Source organism: Luteococcus japonicus (assembly GCF_003752415.1).
In the GTDB taxonomy this organism is placed as follows: Bacteria; Actinomycetota; Actinomycetes; order Propionibacteriales; family Propionibacteriaceae; genus Luteococcus; species Luteococcus japonicus.
Window position 1 is genome coordinate 170,926 of record NZ_RKHG01000001.1, and the last position, 20,403, is coordinate 191,328.

A 20,403-nucleotide genomic window follows, 5' to 3' on the forward strand; every position below is an offset into this window, starting at 1 on the left:
GAGAAAACGTGGCACTCACCAAGGACGACGTGGCGCGCCTCGCGGCGCTGGCACGCATCGACCTCACCGACACGGAGCTCGAGCACCTGGCACCGCAGATCGACCTGATCCTCGAATCGGTGGCAAGCGTCACCGAGGCGGCGGGCGACGATGTGCCGGCCACCAGCCATCCCATCCCGCTGAGCAATGTCTTTCGTGCCGACGAGGCGCGTCCCAGCTTCCCCGCAGAGGCGATGCTGGCCGGCGCCCCGGCCGTCGAGGACGACAAGTTCCGCGTGCCCCGCATCCTGGACGAGGAGTGAGCGCCATGAGTGAGACCACGGATCTGATCCTGCACGCCACGGCCCGCCAGCTCGCCGCATGGGTCCGCAGCGGTGAACACACCTCGGTGGAGGTCACCGAGGCCTTCCTGGACCGCATCGACGAGGTGGACTCCACCGTCAATGCCTTCATCAGCACGAACAGGGAAGCCGCCCTGGCCGCTGCCCGGCGCGTGGACGAGCGCGTGGCGGCAGGCGAGGAGCTGGGCCCCCTGGCCGGCGTCCCGATTGCCGTGAAGGACCTGCTGTGCTGGAACGAATCGCCCACCACGGCGGGTTCCCGGATCCTTGAAGGCTGGGTGCCCCCCTACGACGCGACCATCGTGCAGCGGCTGCTGGATGCCGGGCTGGTGATCATCGGCAAGACCAATCTTGACGAGTTCGCGATGGGGTCGACCGGTGAGAACTCCGCCTATGGCGCCACCCGCAACCCGTGGGACAGCTCCCGCATCCCCGGCGGTTCCGGGTCCGGCTCGGCAGCCGCCCTGGCAGCCTTCGAGGCACCCCTGACCATCGGCACCGACACCGGCGGATCCATCCGGCAGCCCGCTGCCCTCACCGGCACGGTGGGCGTGAAGCCCACCTATGGCGGGACCAGCCGCTTCGGGGTCATCGCCATGGCCTCCTCGTTGGACCAGCCCGGACCCTGTGCCCGCAATGTGGGGGATGCCGCGCTGCTGCACGAGGTCATCTGCGGACACGACCCAGCCGACTCCACCTCCCTCGACGCGCCCGTCCCGGCGGTCGTGGAGGCGGCAGAGCTTGCCGACGTCGCGGGCATGCGTATCGGTATCGTGCGCGAGCTCAGCGGTGAGGGCTTCAGCGCCGATGTGCGCCAGCGCTTCGAGGAGTCCGTCGAGCTGCTGAAGGCCGCCGGTGCCGAGGTGGTCGAGGTCAGCTGCCCGAACTTCGGCTACGCACTGGGCGCCTACTACCTGATCATGCCCGCTGAGGTCAGCTCCAACCTGTCCCGCTATGACGCGATGCGTTACGGCCTGCGCGTTGGGGACGACGGCAGCAATGGTGTCGAGCAGGTGATGCGGGCGAGCCGCGCCGCCGGCTTCGGCGACGAGGTCAAGCGTCGCATCATCCTGGGCACCTACGCCCTGTCCTCGGGCTACTACGACGCCTACTACGGTTCCGCGCAGAAGGTCCGCACGCTGGTGCAACGCGACTTCGAGGCGGCCTTTGCCGAGTGCGACGTGCTCGTCTCACCCGTCACCACGACCACCGCCTACCCGCTGGGGGAGAAGGTGGACGATCCGGTGGCGATGTATGCCGGGGACCTGGCCACCATCCCCAGCAACCTGGCCGGCATCCCTGCCGGCAGCGTGCCCTGCGGCCTGGGCGCCTCGGACGGCCTGCCCGTCGGCTTCCACATCATGGCCCCGGCCATGGCCGATGATCGCGTCTACCGCGTCGGTGCCGCCCTGGAGAAGGCACTCGAGGCGCGGTGGGGCATGCCCCTGCTCGCCATGATCCACGATTCCGACGCCGCCCAGGAGGCCCGCGCATGAGCGACGAACTGCTCGACTACGACGACGTGATGGACCGTTATGACTCGGTTCTGGGCCTGGAGGTCCACGTCGAGCTCAACACCGCCTCCAAGATGTGGTGCGGTTGCGCGACCACGCCCGGTGCCGCACCCAATACACAGACCTGTCCGGTCTGCCTCGGCCTGCCGGGATCACTGCCCGTGGTCAACGGCAAGGCCGTCGAGTCCGCCATCCGCATCGGTCTGGCCCTGAACTGCCAGATTGCCGAATGGTGCCGTTTTGCGCGCAAGAACTACTTCTACCCGGACATGGCCAAGGACTACCAGATCAGCCAGTCCGACGAGCCGATCTGCTTCGACGGCCACGTCGACCTCGAGGTGGAGGGCAAGACCTACCGCATCGAGATCGAGCGCGTGCACATGGAGGAGGATGCCGGCAAGCTCACCCACCAGGGCGGAGCCGGACGCATCCAGGGTGCCGACTACTCCTTGGTCGACTACAACCGTGCCGGGATGCCGTTGATGGAGATCGTCACCAGGCCCATCCAGGGCCTGGGCGACAAGGCGCCCGAGGTGGGACGCGCCTACATGTCCCATCTGCGTGACCTGATGCGGGCCCTGGGTGTCTCCGAGGCCAAGATGGAGCAGGGCAACATGCGCTGCGACGCGAATGTCTCGCTGATGCCCAAGGGTTCCACGGAACTGGGCACCCGCACCGAGACCAAGAATGTGAACTCGCTCAAGTCGGTGGAGGGTGCACTGCGCTTCGAGATCCGCCGCCAGGGAGCAGTCCTGGAGGCCGGGGGCAAGGTCAAGCAGGAGACGCGCCACTGGCGGGAGACGGACCAGACCACCTCGAGCGGACGCTCCAAGGAGCAGGCCGAGGACTACCGCTACTTCCCCGAGCCGGACCTGGTGCCGGTGGCCCCGAGCCGCGAGTGGGTGGAGGAATTGCGGGCCACCTTGCCCGAGCCGCCGGCCGAGCGTCGAGCACGGCTGCAGCAGGCCTGGGGCTTCACCGGCCTGGAGATGCGCGACATCTTCGGCAGCGAGGGAGCCCTGGACCTGATCGACGCCACGGTGGCCGCCGGCAGCAGTGCCGCCGCCGCCAAGAAGTGGTGGATCGGTGAGCTGGCCCGCCGCGCCAACGAGGCCGGGGTGGCACTGGATGAATTGTCCATCACCCCCGCGCAGGTGGCCGCCGTGCAGCAGCTCGTCGAGGCGAAGACCATCACGGACAAGCTGGCCCGCGAGGTCTTCGAGGGGGTGCTCGCCGGAGAAGGTGAGCCCGCCGAGGTCGTCGAGAAGCGCGGTCTGGCCATGGTGCAGGACGACGGCGCGCTGTCCACCGCCGTCGATGCGGTGATCGAGGCCAATCCAGACGTGGCGCAGAAGATCCGCGACGGCAAGGTGCAGGCCGCCGGTGCGCTGATCGGCCAGGTCATGAAGGCCATGAAGGGCAAGGCCGACGCAGCCCGGGTGCGCGAGCTGCTGCTGGAGAAGCTCTCCTGAGTTGGTTCAGTGACTGACAGGGGGTACCCCGCGGTGGCGCGGGGTACCCCCTGCTTGGTTGGATGGTCCGCTGTGGGTTTTGTTGGCCCACCCGAGTTCTCCCACACCTCGTCAAAAGGAATCCAGTGAGCAGCGCGCCCGTGACCATCCCGTCGATCCGACCCGAGGACGAGCGGCTGCCCGTCGGCAAGGCCTTCCTGTACGGCTTCCAGCACATCCTGAGCATGTACGGGGGCGTGATCGCGGTGCCCCCGATCCTGGGCACCGCCGCCAAGCTGCCGCCCGACCAGGTGGGGATGCTGGTGGCCTCCGCGCTGTTCGTCTCCGGCCTCGCCACGCTGCTGCAGTCCTTGGGGCTGCCCTTCCTGGGCTCCAAGCTGCCCTTGGTCAACGGCACCACCTTCGGCGCCGTCTCCACGATGTTGGCCATCCTGGCCAGCGGCGGTGGGATGCCCGTCATCTTTGGCTCGGTGATCGTGGCCGGCGTGATCGGCTTCCTGCTGGCCCCGCTGTTCAGCAAGATCCAGCGATTCTTCCCGCCTGTGGTCACCGGCACCATCATCACGGCCATGGGCATCTCCCTGTTGCCCGTCGCAGCCGGCTGGATCACCGGGCAGGACCCGCAGGGAGCATCCCTGAGCAACCTCGGCCTGGCCGGATTCACACTGGCGGTCGTGCTGGTGTGTACCCGCATCCCGCAGCTGGCCAGGGTGGCGATCCTGGTGGGCATCCTGGTGGGCACCGTTCTGGCGGCCGTGCTGGGTCAGGCCGACTTCAGCCATGTGCTGGAAGGATCCGTCTTCGCCTTCCCAAAGCCCTTCTTCTTCGGCGCCCCGCGGTTCGAGACCGGCGCGATCATCTCCATGACCATCGTGATCATCGTGACGCTGATGGAGATCATGGCGGACCTGTTCGCCGTCGCGAAGGTGGTGGGCACCGACGTGGACGAGAGGCGGATTGCCGACGGCCTGCGGGCAGACATGCTGGCCACCATCGTCGCGCCCGTCTTCAACTCCACCCCGCCCACCGCCTTTGCCCAGAATGTCGGCCTGGTGGCCGTCACGAAGGTGAAGTCCCGCTACACGGTGGCCGCTGGCGCACTGCTGCTGATCCTGCTGGGCATGTTCCCCCTGCTGGGCCGTGTGGTGGCCTGTGTGCCCTCGGCGGTGCTGGGCGGTGCCGGTGTGGTGCTCTTCGGTTCTGTGGCGGCGGCCGGCATCCAGACCCTGCAACAGGCGGACTTCGAACGAGGCAACAACATCTTCGTCGTGGCCACCTCGCTGGCACTGGTGATGTTCCCGATCGCGGCGCCCACCTTCTACGACAACGTGCCGACCTGGCTCGGCATGATCCTGGGCTCCGGCATCTCTGCCGCCGCCCTGTCCGCGGTGCTGCTGAACCTGCTCCTCAACGGGCGCCACGCCACCCGGGGCAACCTGGGCGACGAGATGGAGGCTGTTCCGGCCCCGGAACCCTTCGAGGGGTGAGCCGGTCACCCGTCGATCGGGACTTGCCAGTTCTCCAGGGCCGTGAGCGCCCGGAGGTAGGCGTCCCGGTCGATCGTGAACTCCAGGCACAGGTCTTCCGGCGGGTTGACCGCACCATTGCCCACCGCCAGACCGGTCCACTGCACCCGATGTTCGGTCAGCTCGATCCGGGCCAGCAGGGGATTGCAGCCGGAGCAGGTGCAGGAGCACACCGAGACCTCGGTCCGGCCGTCGTACTCGGGCTGCTCACCCCGGAGCAGATCCGGAAGGCCGTCGCCGTCGTGGAGTCCGTACCAGGTGCCAGCGGAGTGGCCGGTGAGGAATTCCACCCAGTCCTCCAGCCGGCGGCCGTCCAGGAAGACCCGGACCAGAGTCTCCTTCACCGACGGACTGTGGGGAAGGGCGACCAGTTCACGGCGTAGATCCACCCGGCTGATGCCGACGGTGGTCATCAGATGCCGAAACTGGCATCGCGGAGTTGCTGGACGGCAGCCTCGTCACCACGGAGTTCCACCTGGGCATGGGCGCCCCGGCCGAAGGCGAACAGCAGGAGCTCCGACGGCTTGCCGTGCAGTTCGACGACGGGTGTTCCGGCCTTGAGCAGCAGGGACTCCGAAGGGCCGTCGGTGCGTTCCGCCCTGACACCCACGGGAGCCTTGCGGAGCATGGCCCGCCCCATCGATGCGAGCCGCTTGGCGCACAGCGCCTCCACATCGTCGCCCAGATCACGGGGGAGTGCGCCGCCGGACTGCGCACGGCGCACGTCCTCGTGGTGCACGAAGTACTCGGCGGCATTGGCCGCCTCGTCCATCCCGGGCAGCGCGAAGAGCGAGACGCGGGCGGGTCCCTTGCGCACCCGTGCCACCAGTTCTCGGTAGGTCAGGCGCTCCTTGGCCTGCGTCATCCGACGCTCCGTGAGCCCGGCCAGCGGCTCGACCAGGATGCCCGGGGCTGCCAGCGGATCCGCCTCGCGCACCCACAGGTGGGCGGCCAGATCATGCGTGGTCCATCCCTCGCACAGGGTGGGGGCATCGGGTCCGAGGTCGTCGAACAGCTCGCACAGCGCCAGGCGCTCACTTCGGGAGAAGGACATGCATTGATGTTAGGCGGCGGTGCCGCACCGTCAAGGGGTGCGGCACCACCGTGCGCTGTGTGACATTGTCAGGCGAAACGCGACAGCAGGTCCGTCGCAGCCGCCATGGCCTGTTCCGTGGCACGAGCCGTCAGGTCGTCCCAGGCTGAAGCACCGGCGCCGTCGGCAAGGAGAATGTCGACCTCCTCGAGCCAGCCGGCCTGCAGCGAATCCAGCACCTCACGCACGGGCTGGCGCTCGGCGTACATGGTGCCCAACTCGTCCCCAGTAGGGCCGTCGAGGATCGGAGACCGCCAACACCGAAGAGGCGGTGTTGCCCCAGGTGAAGCGTCCCGGGCCCAGGTGCATGCACAGGGACAGGAAGTCCGGGCGAGCAGCATTGAGGCCGGACCGTCGATGAATGTTCCCTCGTAGTGATCGGCCAGCACGGCACGCGCCTGACGCCAGGAGACAGGGCCGACGTCGATGGCTTCACGCAGCAGTTGCCGGGAGCGCATCAGGCGCAGGTGCGACAGCTGGTAGGGGGTTGCCGGGTCCACGAGGGCCTGGGCGTAGTCCGGTTCGGTCACCGGCGCCCCAACCTCCCGCATGTGTTCCACCAAGCCCTCGGATGCGCGGGTCCATTCAGTGCGGATCGTGGGTTCGTTGGATATGGATGCGGAGGCCTCTGTCACCCGTCGGGCGGCCCAGTGTCGCCCCGAGGTCTCAAGCACCCACATCTCGTGACGGTCCGTGATGAAGAAGGAGTTGTCGTAGCCGCCGTGGCAAGCGGCTTTACCCACGCCGCCGGAGGAGTACTGGCCGTGTCGTACGATCAGCTGGGTGATGACGTCGACGGCTCGCTCTGCGGTGGCGCCTCGTTCGAGACCCAGACGCAATAGCTCCATGCCCTCCAGTCCCGGTGTGGGACCGTTGCCCGCGCGGTCGTCCGCCGCGGCCCGCATGAAGTCCCGGGTGAACTGCGCCTCGTTGCCGATGGCCACGACTGCCTCGTTGATGCCCTCCTCATGGCCCCAGCACCAGTAGGGGGACGATCCCAAGTGGGCCAGCGACGGGGCGTCATCGATCTCGAGGTAGGCGAGGCGCAGGGTGCCGCCCCGTCACGGGAAGCAATCCGGTGAATCGGTTGGCATTCCCGCGCGGGGCGGTCGCTGTTCTTGCCCAGCACCGGACTTCCCGTCCAGGTGTGGTTTGCGTTGATGCCGTAGCTGTCACAACTCCATGAATGTTGGAACATGGTCCTGACTCCACCTGAAGTCCGGCACGCCGACGCCTCTGTCGGGTGCTTGAGGTCCACGCTAGGCGGGGTGGCGCGTGTTGGTATGTGGTCCGCGTGGACGTGATGGATTCCTCTACCCGGAGCTTGGACAGATGCACGAATGGTCGGCGTCGAGAACTGTCAGTGGGATCCGCCACAATGGGGCGCATGGCTCTCACCCCCGAACTCACCGCCCGTCTCAAGCGAAATCCCGACGGCCTGGTACCCGCAGTCGTCGCCGACGCGACGAGCGGTGCCGTGCTGATGATGGCCTGGATGGACGACGAGGCCTTGGACCGCACGCTGACCACGCGCAAGGCGACCTACTGGTCTCGCAGCCGCAATGAGTACTGGGTCAAGGGCGAGACCTCCGGCCACACCCAGCATGTGCGAGAGGTGCGCCTGGACTGCGACGGCGACACCCTGTTGCTGAAGGTGGACCAGACCGGCGGCGCCTGCCACACCGGCGACGCGACCTGCTTCGACGCCGACCTGCTCCTGGGCGAGGAGGATGCGTGATCACCCCGGACCTCGAGGGATTCCGCGCCCAGGCCGAGGCCGGGCGCCGGGTGATCAGCGTGCACACCCGCCTGCTGGCCGACGACCTCACCCCGATCGGGCTGTACCAGCAACTGTGCGAAGGCCGCGAGCTGACCTACCTCTTCGAGTCCGCCGATGCCGGGGTCTGGTCGCGGTGGAGCTTCGTCGGGGTCAATGCCGCCGCCACCCTGACCGAGACCGACGGCAAGGCCGAGTGGTTGGGCCGTGAGCTGGCCGGCCTGTCCACCGACGCCGACCCGTTGACGGCGCTGCGGCAGACCCTCGACGTGCTGCACACGGACCGCGATCCCGAGCTGCCGCCCTTCAGCTCCGGGATGGTGGGTTACCTCGGCTACGACGTGGTCCGACGCCTCGAGAGCCTGCCGGACACCTGCGTCGATGACCTGGAGCTACCGGAACTGGTGATGATGCTGGCCAGTGACGTGGCCGTGCTCGACCACCACAAGGGCGAGGTGTGGCTGATCGCCAATGCCGTGAACTTCGACGACTCCCCGGACGGCCTGGAGAGTGCGCACGCAGATGCCGTGGCCCGGGTGACGGCCATGGCGGAGCAGCTGGCGCGGCCTCGTCCGTCGCTTGTCTCCCGCCAGGCACCCTCCACCACCCCGGTGCCGGTGCGCCAGCGCAGCGACGAGGAGTTCTGTGCCATGGTCGAGGCCGCCAAGGAGCACGTGCGGGCCGGTGACATCTTCCAGGTGGTCCCCAGCCAGCGCTTCGACCTGACCACGAGCGCCGACGACCTGTCCATCTACCGGGAGCTGCGCAACACCAACCCCAGCCCCTACCTGTACCTGATGCGCCTGCCCGGATTCAGCATCATCGGCTCCAGCCCGGAGGCCCTGGTCACGGTCTCCGACGGCACCGCCACCACTCATCCGATCGCCGGCACCCGGCCGCGCGGCGCCACGCCCGCCGAGGACCGTCAGCACGAACTGGACCTGCTCGCCGACGATAAGGAACGGGCCGAGCACCTGATGCTGGTGGACCTGGGCCGCAATGACCTGGGGCGCGTCTGTGAGCCCGGCAGCATCGAGGTGACCGAGTTCATGCAGGTGCGCCGCTACAGCCACGTGATGCACCTGGAGGCTTCGGTCGTCGGAAGGGTGGCACAGGGTCGCACCGGTCTGGACGTCATGTTGGCCTGCTTCCCGGCCGGGACCCTGTCCGGAGCGCCCAAGGTCCGTGCGATGCAGATCATCGACGAACTGGAAGCCACTCGACGGGGTACCTATGGGGGCGTGGTGGGCTACTTCGACTTCGCCGGCAATGCCGATGCCGCCATCGCCATCCGCACGGCGCTGCTCAAGGACGGCGTCGCCCATGTGCAGGCCGGCGCAGGGATCGTCGACGACTCCGTGCCGTCCAGCGAGAACGTCGAATGCCAGAACAAGGCCCGCGCGGTGCTCAATGCCGTGGCCCGTGCCGAGGCGCTGCACCGGATGGGGAAGGACGCATGACCCCGGCACGCACGCGGCTGACGAGCTGGTTGGCACTGCTGGCGGGCGCGGTGCTCGCGCTGGTCTTCGCCAAGGACTCCGGAGAACACGCCGATGCCGCGAGGGCTATTGGCTGGGCCCTGCTGGCGGCGCTGGGGGTGAGTCTCCTGCTGGCAGTCTGGGGGCGGCGCCTGGTGGCCGTCCTCGAGCTTGCCCTGGCCGTCGGTCTGGGCCTGCTGGTGCTGTTCGGCGAAGGGGACCGCAAGCTCCTGCTGGGTGTCGCGCTGGCGATTGTCGGCGCCGTGCTGCAGCTCGTCATGGCCCATCGGTGGCCCACGCGAGCGGACCGTTTCCAACGCCAAGGTTCCGCAGTGCAGCACCCCACCAGCGATCTCGACGTCTGGAAGGCGCTCGACGCCGGACTTGACCCCACCAGCGATGACTTTGACGGTAGTCTCGCTGGGCGAGAGACTTCTCCCAACAAGACTCAGCCGCGCCCCGTCGTAGGGGCCGACCAGGAGGATCAGCAATGAGCTACGCGGGCATGCAGACCGTGAAGAATGTCAAGCGCGAGCAGCAGCTCCGTTACGAGGAGGGCAAGTCGCCTGCCGCGTGGGCCGGATCCTGGATCGCGCTGATCGGCTTCGTCATCCTCACCTACACCACCACCTTCGGCTTCGAGAAGTTCGGTTGGATGGGCGTCTACATCTCGGGAGCGATGGTGCTGATTGGTGGGCTCGTCACCCTCGTGATGAAGGTCCAGGGCTACGGCACCCCGCCCAGGAACCTGTGAGCGGCAGCCACATGGAGGCCACGGTCCTCGACCAGATCATTGTCGGGGTCCGTGCCGACCTCGCAGAGCGCAAGGCTGTCCACAGCCTGGCGGACCTCGAGGCCCGGATCGCGACGCGTCAGGCACCGCTGGACGTCCTGACTCGTCTTCGCACGCCCGGGCTGAGCGTGATCAGCGAGGTCAAGCGGTCCAGCCCCAGCAAGGGAGCCTTGGCCACCATCGAGGACCCGGCCGCCCTGGCCACACGCTATGAGTTGGGTGGAGCACATGCCATCAGCGTCCTGACGGAGAAGCACCGCTTCAACGGCAGCCTTGCCGACCTCGACGCGGTGCGAGTCGCCGTCCAGATCCCCGTGCTGCGCAAGGACTTCGTCGTCGACGACTACCAGGTCTGGGAGGCCCGTGCCCATGGGGCCGATCTGGTCCTGCTGATCGTCGCCGCCCTGGACGACGCGGACCTGCAGCGGCTGCACCAGCTGGTGCTGGACTTGGGCATGACCCCCCTGGTGGAGGTCCATACCCCGGACGAGACCCGCCGCGCCGTGGACCTGGGAGCACGCCTGATCGGCGTCAACAACCGCAATCTCAAGACGCTGGACGTGGACCTGGCACAGTTCGGCCGTCTGGTAGACCTGATTGACAACGACGCGGTGAAGGTGGCCGAGTCCGGCATCCTCACTCCCGACGATGCCGCGCTGGTGCACCGCCAAGGAGCCGACGTCGTGCTCGTCGGCGAGGCACTGGTGCGCCACGGCGATCCGACCTCGGCGATCCGCGCCATGGTCGAGGCCGCCGGCACCCGCTGATCCCGTCGCCGGGAAGCCCCCCCGTTCCACCACTGTCTGGAGACACGATGAGCCTGCCCGACGCACACGGACATTTCGACGACTTCGGGGGTCGTTTCGTCCCCGAGGCCCTGCAGGCGGCGCTGGACGAGCTCCAGGCCGCCTTCGCCGTGGCCCAGGACGATCCGGACTTCCACGCCGAGCTGACACGCCTGCGCCGTGACTACGCCGGCCGCCCCACGCCGATCTGGCAGGCCGACCGCTTCGCCGAGCACTGCGCCGCGGAGGGTTCGCAGGGCGCCACCATCGTGCTGAAGCGCGAGGACCTCAACCACACCGGCAGCCACAAGGTGAACAATGTGCTCGGCCAGGCGCTGCTCACCAAGCGGATGGGCAAGACCCGCGTCATCGCGGAGACCGGCGCTGGCCAGCACGGCGTCGCCACAGCCACCGCCGCCGCCCTGATGGGGCTGGAGTGCCGGATCTACATGGGCAAGGTGGACACCGAACGTCAGGCGCTGAATGTGGCGCGGATGCAGATGCTGGGTGCCGAGGTGGTCGCCGTCGAGGCCGGTTCGATGACCCTCAAGGACGCCATGAACGAGGCGATGCGGGACTGGGTCACCAATGTGGACCGCACGCACTACCTGATCGGCACCGTCGCTGGTCCCGCTCCCTTCCCGCAGTTGGTGCGCGAGTACCAGCGGATCATCTCCACTGAAACTCGCGCGCAGGTGCTGGAGCGTTATGGCCGCCTGCCCGATGCCGTCACGGCCTGCGTGGGTGGTGGTTCGAATGCGATGGGCATCTTCGCGGACTTCATCCCCGACGAGGAAGTCGGTCTCTACGGTTTCGAGGCGGCCGGCGACGGCGTCGAGACCGGCCGTCATGCCGCCACCATCACTGCTGGCCGGATGGGCGTGCTGCACGGCATGCGCACCTATGTCCTGATGGACGAGGACGGCCAGACCATCGAGTCCCATTCCATCTCCGCAGGCCTCGACTACCCGGGCGTCGGGCCGGAACACGCATGGTTGGCCAAGACCGGCCGCGCCAGCTACCTGCCCGTCACCGACGAGGAGGCGATGCAGGCGCTGAAGCTGCTCACCCAGACCGAGGGCATCATGCCGGCCATCGAGAGCGCGCATGCCGTCGCGGGCGCCCGTCGGCTGGCCCTCGAACTCACCGCGAAGAATCCCGACGTGAAGCCGCTGATCGTGATCAACATCTCGGGCCGTGGTGACAAGGACGTGGACACCGCGATCAAGTACTTCGGCATCGACGGCAGCGTCGACGACGTGGCCGGACGAATGGAGCGGAGCGACGTGGCCGACAAGATGGAGCGGAGCGACGTGGCCGACAAGATGGAGCAGAAGTGACCAGCTACCCCAACACCCCCTTCGGAGACGAGGCTCGCCTGGGTCGCTCCGGGCATGCCTATGCCGCCGCCCGCAACGAGGGGCGCGCGGCGCTGGTCGGTTACCTTCCCGTCGGCTACCCGGATGTGCCCGGTTCCATCGAGGCCATGACGGCGCTGTGCGAGGGAAGCGACGGAGTGGGCGTCGACATCGTCGAGGTAGGCATGCCCTATTCGGACCCGGTGATGGACGGTCTGGTCATCCAGCACGCCACCACCAAGGCGCTCGCCAATGGCGTGCGGACCCGCGACGTCCTCACCGCCGTCGAGGCCGTCGCGAAGGCCGGCAAGCAGGCCACTGCGATGATCTACTGGAACCTGGTGGAGACCTACGGCGTCGACGCCTTTGCCCGCGACTTCGCCGCTGCCGGTGGTGCCGGCCTGATCACCCCGGACCTCACCCCGGACGAGGCCGATGCCTGGCTGGCGGCCTCCGACGAGCATGGGCTGGACCGGATCTTCCTGGTGGCGCCATCGTCCACCCACGAGCGGCTCCGCTCCACCCTGGAGGCCTGCCGGGGCTGGGTCTACGCAACCAGTGTGATGGGCGTGACCGGAACCCGCACCAGCACCAGCTCCGCGGCTCCCGCCCTGGTGGCCAGGGTTCGCGAGGCTCAGCCCGCACTGCCTGTCGGCGTCGGGCTGGGCGTCTCCAATGGTGCCCAGGCGAAGGAACTCGCACAGGTGTCCGATGGCGTGATCGTCGGATCGGCGCTGGTCAAGCACCTGATGGCGAACGAGGAGTCCGGCTCCCGGGATCTGTCCGCCTTGCGCCACCTGGTCGACGACCTGGCCCGCGGCGTGCGTGGCGAGGCCTGAGGTCCACGACGTGTTGCTGCTTCCCCAGTCGATCCCCAGCCCTGGTTGGTCCGCCTTCCACTTGGGACCGCTGACCATCCATGCCTACGCCCTGTGCATCCTGGCCGGCATCGTCGCCGGCTGGTCGTTGGCGGTGCGACGTTTCACGGCCCGTGGGGGAGACCGCGACCACTTCGAGGAGATCATCGGGGCCTCGGTGCTGGCCGGTATCGTCGGAGCACGCCTGTACCACGTCATCACCGATCACCAGCTTTACTTCGGCGCGGGTCGACGGCCCATCGAGGCGCTCTACATCTGGAATGGCGGGTTGGGCATCTGGGGCGGCGTCGCGCTCGGCGGCATCACGGCATGGCTGCTGTGCCGCCGCAAGGGCGTCGACTTCTCCGTGCTGGCCGATGCCGGTGCTCCCGGTCTGATCCTGGCCCAGGCCATCGGGCGGCTGGGCAACTGGTTCAACCAGGAGCTCTTCGGCCGCCCCACCACCCGTCCTTGGGGCCTGGAGATCGACGCGGTGCACCGCCCCGACGGCTTCGAGCAGTTCGCCACCTTCCATCCAACCTTCGCCTACGAGATGCTGTGGAACCTGGCCGGGGTCGCCTTCCTGCTCTGGGCCGAGCGCCGTTTCCGCCTCGCCCACGGACGCGTCTTCGCCCTCTACGTGGCCTACTACTGCGCAGGGCGGTTGTGGATCGAGCACCTGCGGATCGATCCGGTCAATACCGCGGCGGGCTTCCGGCTGAACGAGTACACCTCGGTGATCGTCCTGCTGTGTGCGGTGATCGTCTTCATGCTGTTGTCCCGACGGCATGAGAACGACGAGGCCAGCGGCTTGCCACAGGCGTGAGCGTCACTGGCCGTAGGAGAAGCGCCGGTCCGCGAACAGCAGGTGGTTGAGCCGCTTTCGCATGTGTCCCAGCCTGCTTGCGTCGGGGCTTTCGTCCGGTGTGGAGAGGATGAAGCGGAGGATGCTGCCACCGTCCTTGGGGCTGATCTCGAAGTCGAGGACATCGTTCGGTCTGGAGGGCCACAGCGAACTCCACCGGACGTGATGGCTCTCCTCGGCCTGCAGCACGATGGGTGGCCTCTCGTCCTCCAAGAGCACCAACCAAGGACTGGTCCCGGGCGCCTTTGGTTCGGCGAGGGACTGGAACACGATGCGCGGCGGCGCCGGCAATGGCCGTGCTCGATATCCCAGGATCTCCAGGCACCGGAAGTATAGGGAGGTGGAGCGCCCGTAGGGCCCGCGCGGACGCACCAGACACGTCCACGAATTGGACCCGAAACATTCCCGAAACACAGCGGCCCTAGCGTTTTGCCACGATCGGTGCCATGAGGCCTGCTGTGGTCAGGGTGCCGATCTCCCTGTCGGGCAACCGGCACTGTCAGATCGGAGAATCGCATGGCTCGTGAAGTCTTCACGCACCGTCCCCAGCAGGGTCTCTATGACCCATCCTTCGAGCACGATGCCTGTGGCGTCGCCTTCGTCGCACGCCTGACCGGCGTCGCCGACCACGACATCGTCGAACAGGGCCTGGAGGCCCTGCGCAATCTTGACCACCGCGGTGCCACCGGTGCCGACGAGGCCGCCGGTGACGGGGCGGGCATCCTGATCCAGGTGCCCGACGCCTTCCTGCGCGAGGCCTGCGACTTCGACTTGCCCGAGGCCGGCGCCTACGCCGTGGGCTTGGCCTTCCTGCCCGTCGACGAGGCCGACCGCGACATGGCCCGCATCACCATCGAGAAGATCGCCGTCGAGGAGCGCCTCGAGGTGCTCGGCTGGCGCGAGGTCCCCGTCCGGACCGATTCGCTGAGCCCCATCTCGCTGGGGGCCATGCCGCACATGGCCCAGCTGCTGGTCTCCAGCCGCGGTGGCGAGACCGGTCTGGACCTGGACCGCCTGGTCTACGTGCTGCGCAAGCGCGCCCAGAACGAGGCGGGCGTCTACTTCTCCTCGCTGAGCGCACGGACCCTTGTCTACAAGGGCATGCTGACCACCGACCAGCTGGAGGAGGTCTACCCCGAGCTGCACGACGAGCGGATGACCTCGGCGCTGGCGCTGGTGCACTCCCGCTTCAGCACCAACACCTTCCCCGCCTGGGAGCTCAGCCACCCCTTCCGGATGATCGCCCACAACGGCGAGATCAACACCGTCAAGGGAAACCGCAACTGGATGCGCGCCCGTGAGGCCCTGTTGCGCTCCGACGTGATCCCCGGAGACCTGGAGCGACTGTTCCCGATCTGCACGCCGTCGGGCTCCGACTCGGCCAGCTTCGACGAGGTGCTCGAACTGCTGCACCTGGGTGGCCGCAAGCTGCCGCAGGCTGTGCTGATGATGATTCCCGAGGCCTGGCAGAACAACACCGAGATGAGTCCGGCCCGCCGCGCCTTCTACGAATTCCATTCCAATGTGATGGAGCCCTGGGACGGCCCCGCCTGCGTGACCTTCACCGATGGCACCCAGATCGGCGGCGTGCTGGACCGCAATGGTCTGCGCCCCGCCCGCTACTGGGTGACCACCGACGACCGCGTGATCTTCGCCTCCGAGGCGGGTGTGCTGCCCGTCGCGCCTGCCGACGTCATCCAGAAGGGTCGTCTGCAGCCGGGCCGGATGTTCCTGGTGGACCTCGATGAGCACCGCATCGTGGAGGACGACGAGATCAAGGACGCCCTGGCCGCAGAGCACCCCTACGCCGAGTGGCTGGAAGAGGGCCAGCTGAACCTCGACGAGCTGCCGGAGCGCACCCACATCGTGCACTCGCACGCGTCGGTCACCCGCCGCCAGCAGCTCTTCGGCTACACCCATGAGGAGCTGCGCCTGGTCGTCGCCCCAATGGCCAACACCGGCGCGGAGACCATCGGCTCGATGGGCACCGACACGCCGCTGGCCGCGCTGAGCGACCGGCCGAAGATGATCTTCGACTACTTCACCCAGCTCTTCGCGCAGGTCACCAACCCGCCGCTGGACGCCATTCGGGAGGAGCTGGTCACCAGCCTGGCCGGATCCATCGGCCCCGAGGCGAACCTGCTGACCCCTGGCCCGGAGTCCTGCCGCCAGATGGTGATCCCGTACCCGATCCTGGACTCCGACCAGCTGGCCAAGATCATCCGGATCAACTCCGACGGCGAGCACCCGGACTACCAGACGCACGTCGTGCGTGGCCTCTACGAGGTCGACGGCGGGGGAGAGGCCCTGCGCGCCAAGCTCGACGAGATCCGTGCCGAGGTCAGCCAGGCCATCGCCGACGGCGCCCGCACCATCGTGCTCAGCGACCGGCACGCCAACCGTGAACTGGCGCCGATCCCGTCGCTCTTGCTCACCAGCGCCATCCACCACCACCTGGTCCGGGAGAAGACCCGCACCCAGGTGGGGCTGGTCGTCGAGGCCGGCGACGTGCGCGAGGTGCACCACGTGGCCCTGCTGGTCGGCTTCGGTGCTGCCGCCGTGAACCCATACCTGGTCTTCGAGTCCGCCGAGGACATGGCCCGCCATGAGCTCTACGTGCAGACCGAGCCCGAGAAGGCCATCAAGAACGTCTACAAGTCCCTCGGCAAGGGCGTGCTCAAGGTGATGAGCAAGATGGGCGTCTCCACCATCCAGAGCTACACCGGTGCCCAGATCTTCGAGGCCATCGGACTGAAGAGCGACTTCGTGGAGGAGTTCTTCACCGGCACCCCGAGCCGGATCGAGGGCATTGGTCTGGACGAGGTGGCCCGCGAGGTGCAGCTGCGTCACGAGCGCGCCTACCCGATCACCTCGGTCACCCCGCACCGCACCCTCGACGTCGGCGGCGAGTACCAGTGGCGACGTGAGGGAGAGGAGCACCTGTTCAACCCCGAGACGGTCTTCCGCCTGCAGCACGCCACCCAGACGGGACGCTATGACGTCTTCAAGCGGTACACGGACCTGGTCAACGAGAACTCCCGCCGCCTGATGACGCTGCGTTCCCTGTTGGAGTTCAACTCTGACCATGAGGCGGTCAGCGTCGACGAGGTGGAGCCGGTCAGCGAGATCGTCAAGCGTTTCTCCACCGGCGCGATGAGTTACGGCTCGATCAGCAAGGAGGCGCACGAGACGCTGGCGATCGCCATGAACCGGATCGGCGGCAAGTCCAACACCGGTGAGGGCGGCGAGGACTCCGAACGCCTGCACGACCCGGCGCGCTGCTCCGCGATCAAGCAGGTGGCCTCCGGCCGCTTCGGTGTCACCAGCGAGTACCTGTCCTACGCCACCGACATCCAGATCAAGATGGCCCAGGGCGCCAAGCCCGGCGAGGGCGGTCAGCTGCCCGGCCCGAAGGTCTACCCGTGGGTGGCCAGCACCCGTCACTCCACGCCCGGCGTCGGGCTCATCTCCCCGCCACCGCACCACGACATCTACTCGATCGAGGACCTCAAGCAGTTGATCCACGACCTCAAGTGCGCGAACCCGAAGGCACGGGTGCATGTGAAGCTGGTGGCCGAGGTCGGCGTCGGCACGGTTGCGGCCGGTGTGGCCAAGGCGAAGGCCGACGTGGTCCTGATCAGTGGCCACGACGGCGGCACCGGTGCGGCGCCGCTCACGTCGCTGAAGCACGCCGGCGGGCCCTGGGAGCTCGGCCTGGCCGAGGCCCAGCAGACCCTGCTTGTCAACGGCCTGCGTGACCGGGTGGTGGTGCAGTGCGACGGCCAGCTCAAGACCGGCCGCGACGTCGTGATTGCCGCCCTGCTGGGAGCCGAGGAGTTCGGCTTCGCCACCACCGCCCTGGTGGTCAGCGGCTGCATCATGATGCGCGTCTGCCACAAGGACACCTGCCCGGTGGGCATCGCCACCCAGAACCCGGCGCTGCGCGAGCACTACCACGGGCAGGCCGAGCACGTCGTGAACTTCATGGAGTTCATCGCGCAGGAGGTGCGGGAGATCCTGGCCCAGCTGGGCTTCCGCAGCATCCAGGAGGCCGTCGGCCACGTCGAGGTGCTCAATGCGCGCACCGCGGTGGACCACTGGAAGGCGCAGGGGCTGGACCTGTCCCCGGTGCTGCAGCAGATCGAGGTGCCCGAAGGCACCGCGCTGCACTCCACCACCAGCCAGGACCACGGCCTGCAGGCCAAGCTCGACGCGGAACTGGTCACCCTGGCCCGTCCGGCGCTGGAGCACGGCGAGAAGGTGGCGCACAGCCTGGCCATCCGCAATGTGGACCGCACGGTGGGCACCATCCTGGGTCACGAGGTCACCATGGCCACCACCGGCAAGGGGCTGGACGATGACACCATCGCGTTCACCTTCACCGGAACCGCCGGCCAGTCCTTCGGCGCCTTCGTGCCGCGCGGCATCACGCTGCGTCTGGTGGGCGACTCGAACGACTACGTCGGCAAGGGACTGTGCGGCGGCAGGATCGTCGTGACTCCGGGTGAGGACGTGACCTTCGACCCGGCGACGCAGATCGTGGCCGGCAATGTGATCGGCTACGGCGCCACCAGTGGACAGATCTTCCTGCGAGGCATCGTCGGCGAGCGCTTCTGCGTCCGCAATTCCGGGGCCACCGCGGTGGTCGAGGGCGTGGGAGACCATGCGCTGGAGTACATGACCGGTGGCGAGGCCCTGATCCTGGGCGTCACGGGCCGCAATGTGGCCGCGGGCATGAGCGGCGGTTCCGCGTGGGTGCTGGACCTCGACGAGGCCCGACTCAACACCGAGTTGGTCGATGCGCACCGCCCTTCCCAGAAGGACATCGCCCGGATCCGGGAACTGCTCCAGATGCACCGCAGCCAGACGGGTTCCACCGTCGCCGACGCCCTGCTGGGCCACGACGATTCCTGGCTGGGTGAGCACTTCACCAGCATCGTCCCGCGCGACTACGCCCGGGTGATCAAGGCCCGCGAGGACGCCATCCTCGCCGGCATCAAGGAAGACGAAATGACCGATCTCATGATGGAGGCAGCTCATGGCTGATCCGCGCGGATTCATCACCAAGCAGCGCCAGCTGGCCGAGCGTCGTCCCGTCGACGAGCGCCTGACCGACTGGCAGGAGGTCTACCCGGGCACGCCCGGCCGCTCGCTGCTGCCGATCATCACCGAGCAGGCAAGCCGGTGCATGGACTGCGGCATTCCCTTCTGCCACACCGGATGCCCGCTGGGAAACCTGATCCCGGAGTGGAATGACCTGATCTGGCGCGACGAGTGGACCAGTGCGCTGGAGCGGCTGCACGCCACCAACAACTTCCCGGAGTTCACCGGGCGGTTGTGCCCGGCGCCGTGCGAGACGGCCTGCGTGGTGGGCATCAGCCGCGAGCCGGTGACCATCAAGAACATCGAGGTCTCCATCATCGACAAGGCCTGGGATGACCGACGGGTGGTGCCGCAGCAGCCGCAGTGGCACTCGCTGAAGACCGTCGCTGTCGTCGGGTCCGGGCCGGCCGGCCTGGCCGTCGCCCAGCAGCTCACCCGGGCCGGGCACACGGTGGTCGTCTACGAGCGGGCCGACGCGATCGGTGGTCTGCTGCGTTACGGCATCCCCGAGTTCAAGATGGAGAAGGCGGTGGTGGACCGTCGGCTGAAGCAGATGCGGCTGGAGGGGACGGTCTTCAAGACCAATACACCCATCGGTCCCGGTGCGGACAGCGAGGGCGGCATCTCCGGGGAGCAGCTGCGGGAACGTTTCGACGCGGTGGTGCTGACCATCGGTTCCACCGTGCCGCGCGCCCTGCAGGTGCCGGGCAGTGACCTGGACGGTATCCATCAGGCGATGGACTACCTGACCCAGGCGACCCAGCGCCTCGCGACGGCCGAGCCTGTCGAGGCCCGCGAGCCTGCCGAGGGCCAGATCCACGCCAAGGGCAAGCACGTCGTGGTGATCGGCGGTGGCGACACCTCCAATGATTGCCTGGGCACTGCGCTTCGTCAGGGCGCGGCGTCGGTGACGCAGTTGGAGATCATGCCGCAGCCGCCCGAGACCAGGCCGGAGAACCAGCCGTGGCCCACCTACCCGATGATCTACCGGATCGCGTCGGCCAATGAGGAGGGTGGCGAGCGGATGTATGCCGTCAACACCTCCGAGTTCGTCGGGGAAGACGGACACGTCACCGGGCTGCGCCTGTCCGAGGTGACGTTCGAGGGCGGCAAGCTGGTCACCGTCGAGGGCACCGAGCGGGAGCTGAAGGCGGACCTGGTGCTGCAGGCCATGGGCTTCCTGCACCCGGAGGGCGACGGAATCGTCGCGGAACTGGGGCTGGAAGTGGACGAGCGGGGCAACATCCGCCGTGGCGACGACTACCAGACCAATGTTCCCGGTGTCTTCGCCGCGGGTGACTGCGGCCGGGGGCAGTCGCTGATCGTCTGGGCCATCGCGGAGGGACGGGCGTGCGCCAATGGCATCGACGCCTTCCTGGCCGGGGCGCCCAGCAAGCTGCCGCGCCCCATCGGTCCCGAGGTGCGCCAGCTGATGGCCTGA

General features: G+C 67.9%; 17 protein-coding genes and 1 pseudogene. 14 read left to right on the forward strand and 4 right to left on the reverse strand.

The genetic code is table 11. The annotated features are described in order from the left end of the window. Positions 1-8: 8 nt before the first annotated feature. The 4 genes from gatC (at position 9) to EDD41_RS00800 (ending at position 4,814) form a co-directional block, all read left to right on the forward strand. A complete protein-coding gene (gene gatC / locus EDD41_RS00785; protein ID WP_123574643.1) occupies positions 9-302 on the forward strand; it encodes an Asp-tRNA(Asn)/Glu-tRNA(Gln) amidotransferase subunit GatC in 294 nt (97 codons plus the stop codon). Between the two features lie 5 nt (positions 303-307). Further along, entirely contained in the window at positions 308-1,837 is a 1,530-nt protein-coding gene (gene gatA / locus EDD41_RS00790; RefSeq protein WP_094764674.1) for an Asp-tRNA(Asn)/Glu-tRNA(Gln) amidotransferase subunit GatA, read from the forward strand. Beyond that, the gene (gene gatB / locus EDD41_RS00795) at positions 1,834-3,327 is read left to right on the forward strand and encodes an Asp-tRNA(Asn)/Glu-tRNA(Gln) amidotransferase subunit GatB (RefSeq protein ID WP_123574644.1); all 1,494 of its coding nucleotides are present in this window, start codon (positions 1,834-1,836) and stop codon (positions 3,325-3,327) included. The genes gatA and gatB overlap by 4 nt, the downstream gene beginning before the upstream one ends. A 125-nt stretch (positions 3,328-3,452) precedes the next feature. Then, positions 3,453-4,814 carry a nucleobase:cation symporter-2 family protein gene (locus EDD41_RS00800; RefSeq protein WP_170165176.1) on the forward strand — a complete coding sequence of 454 codons (1,362 nt, stop codon included), beginning with the start codon at positions 3,453-3,455 and terminating at the stop codon, positions 4,812-4,814. Positions 4,815-4,819: 5 nt separating this feature from the next. Here EDD41_RS00800 and EDD41_RS00805 read toward each other — a convergent pair whose 3' ends face one another. From EDD41_RS00805 to EDD41_RS00815, 3 genes are all read right to left on the reverse strand, one after another. Continuing rightward, positions 4,820-5,266: a hypothetical protein gene (locus EDD41_RS00805; RefSeq protein ID WP_094764671.1), complete on the reverse strand. Its 447-nt coding sequence runs from the start codon at positions 5,264-5,266 to the stop codon at positions 4,820-4,822. Then, positions 5,266-5,907 (reverse strand): TIGR03085 family metal-binding protein, encoded by a 642-nt coding sequence (locus tag EDD41_RS00810; RefSeq protein WP_094764670.1) that lies wholly within the window; start codon positions 5,905-5,907, stop codon positions 5,266-5,268. The genes EDD41_RS00805 and EDD41_RS00810 overlap by 1 nt, the downstream gene beginning before the upstream one ends. A 68-nt stretch (positions 5,908-5,975) precedes the next feature. Further along, positions 5,976-6,947 carry a C69 family dipeptidase gene (locus EDD41_RS00815; RefSeq protein WP_170165177.1) on the reverse strand — a complete coding sequence of 324 codons (972 nt, stop codon included), beginning with the start codon at positions 6,945-6,947 and terminating at the stop codon, positions 5,976-5,978. Between the two features lie 386 nt (positions 6,948-7,333). Between EDD41_RS00815 and hisI the strand changes: the two genes are divergently transcribed. The 8 genes and pseudogenes from hisI to lgt all read left to right on the forward strand — a co-directional run bounded on the left by hisI (position 7,334) and on the right by lgt (position 13,820). After that, positions 7,334-7,684, forward strand: a complete 351-nt coding sequence (gene hisI, locus EDD41_RS00820; RefSeq protein ID WP_094764667.1) for a phosphoribosyl-AMP cyclohydrolase — start codon at positions 7,334-7,336, stop codon at positions 7,682-7,684. Further along, a complete protein-coding gene (locus tag EDD41_RS00825; RefSeq protein WP_123574647.1) occupies positions 7,681-9,183 on the forward strand; it encodes an anthranilate synthase component I in 1,503 nt (500 codons plus the stop codon). The genes hisI and EDD41_RS00825 overlap by 4 nt, the downstream gene beginning before the upstream one ends. Continuing rightward, the gene (locus EDD41_RS00830; protein ID WP_170165178.1) at positions 9,180-9,695 is read left to right on the forward strand and encodes a Trp biosynthesis-associated membrane protein; all 516 of its coding nucleotides are present in this window, start codon (positions 9,180-9,182) and stop codon (positions 9,693-9,695) included. The genes EDD41_RS00825 and EDD41_RS00830 overlap by 4 nt, the downstream gene beginning before the upstream one ends. Then, on the forward strand, positions 9,692-9,955 hold the full coding sequence (locus tag EDD41_RS00835) for an HGxxPAAW family protein (protein ID WP_123574649.1): 264 nt from the start codon (positions 9,692-9,694) through the stop codon (positions 9,953-9,955). The genes EDD41_RS00830 and EDD41_RS00835 overlap by 4 nt, the downstream gene beginning before the upstream one ends. A gap of 11 nt (positions 9,956-9,966) precedes the next feature. After that, entirely contained in the window at positions 9,967-10,761 is a 795-nt protein-coding gene (trpC, locus tag EDD41_RS00840) for an indole-3-glycerol phosphate synthase TrpC (protein WP_123576743.1), read from the forward strand. A 47-nt stretch (positions 10,762-10,808) separates the two neighbouring features. Further along, positions 10,809-12,056, forward strand: a pseudogene (gene trpB, locus EDD41_RS00845) (tryptophan synthase subunit beta); the annotation flags it as partial. A 101-nt stretch (positions 12,057-12,157) separates the two neighbouring features. Beyond that, positions 12,158-12,976: a tryptophan synthase subunit alpha gene (gene trpA / locus EDD41_RS00850; RefSeq protein ID WP_094764767.1), complete on the forward strand. Its 819-nt coding sequence runs from the start codon at positions 12,158-12,160 to the stop codon at positions 12,974-12,976. 16 nt (positions 12,977-12,992) lie between these two features. Continuing rightward, a complete protein-coding gene (gene lgt, locus EDD41_RS00855; protein WP_123576744.1) occupies positions 12,993-13,820 on the forward strand; it encodes a prolipoprotein diacylglyceryl transferase in 828 nt (275 codons plus the stop codon). Positions 13,821-13,823: 3 nt separating this feature from the next. Here the strand turns inward: lgt and EDD41_RS17035 are convergent, their stop codons facing one another. Further along, positions 13,824-14,048: a hypothetical protein gene (locus EDD41_RS17035; protein WP_211336540.1), complete on the reverse strand. Its 225-nt coding sequence runs from the start codon at positions 14,046-14,048 to the stop codon at positions 13,824-13,826. Between the two features lie 327 nt (positions 14,049-14,375). Between EDD41_RS17035 and gltB the strand changes: the two genes are divergently transcribed. Continuing rightward, positions 14,376-18,905 (forward strand): glutamate synthase large subunit, encoded by a 4,530-nt coding sequence (gene gltB, locus EDD41_RS00865; RefSeq protein WP_123574651.1) that lies wholly within the window; start codon positions 14,376-14,378, stop codon positions 18,903-18,905. Beyond that, a complete protein-coding gene (locus tag EDD41_RS00870; protein WP_123574652.1) occupies positions 18,898-20,403 on the forward strand; it encodes a glutamate synthase subunit beta in 1,506 nt (501 codons plus the stop codon). The genes gltB and EDD41_RS00870 overlap by 8 nt, the downstream gene beginning before the upstream one ends.